This is a genomic window from Vibrio sp. RM-69-4 (assembly GCF_024743775.1).
GTDB lineage: Bacteria > Pseudomonadota > Gammaproteobacteria > Enterobacterales > Vibrionaceae > Vibrio > Vibrio anguillarum.
The window spans coordinates 1-613 of record NZ_JAMQXI010000061.1; the positions used below are offsets into that span (position 1 = coordinate 1).

At 39.0% G+C, this 613-nt stretch carries 1 protein-coding gene; it reads right to left on the reverse strand.

Features of this window, described 5'->3' with window-relative positions:
• Window positions 1-53: 53 nt before the first annotated feature.
• Window positions 54-512 (reverse strand): hypothetical protein, encoded by a 459-nt coding sequence (locus NB504_RS09150; protein ID WP_258428702.1) that lies wholly within the window; start codon window positions 510-512, stop codon window positions 54-56.
• Between the last annotated feature and the right edge of the window lie 101 nt (window positions 513-613).

The window sequence follows — 613 nt, forward strand, 5'->3', positions numbered from 1 at the left end:
GCTCAGTCGTTGTGAAGTGCTCTCTACCGTTGGATAGAAAGCACATTTATGTACTAAACAGATAAAATAAAAGTATATTTACCAAAACGATTTGAGTTGCCAGACACCGTCAAAGAGTTGTTGTTAAATGTATAGCTTACATTATCCCAGCCAGCATCAAACTCAATATGACAGTGCTCAGAATCGAAATCATCTGCGGGGGCTTCTTCACATGCGATCTTTCCATATTCCATGGTCGTCCGGCAAATATGGATATCCGTTAACGCCACAATGTTTATCTTGGAAGCCTTAAACTGAACATGTACGTCAGTTAAAAAGACATCTCCATTTGCGCCCTCTTCGAAATCTGCCACATTTAATAATTGTTGAAGTGCAGATTGAGATTTTGTATCTATACCGTTATAAGCCATAAATAACCCTTGTGTAATCAATGAATTGGTTAAAGGTGGATGGTAAACTATTTGCTGATTGTTTGCATGTTGCATATCCACCAATTGAGCATAACAAAGCATTTAAGACGGATTCCCAACGCTTGGCATTTTAGGTTTGCTTCAGTTTCAGTGTTTACGGCACAATACTTTAAGTGTGGTGGTCTGCGTTGCTCACCACTTAA

Coding starts and splice junctions, on each gene's coding strand:
- NB504_RS09150 (WP_258428702.1), bottom strand. CDS start 512: ATGCTTTGTTATGCTCAATTGGTGGATATGCAACATGCAAACAATCAG.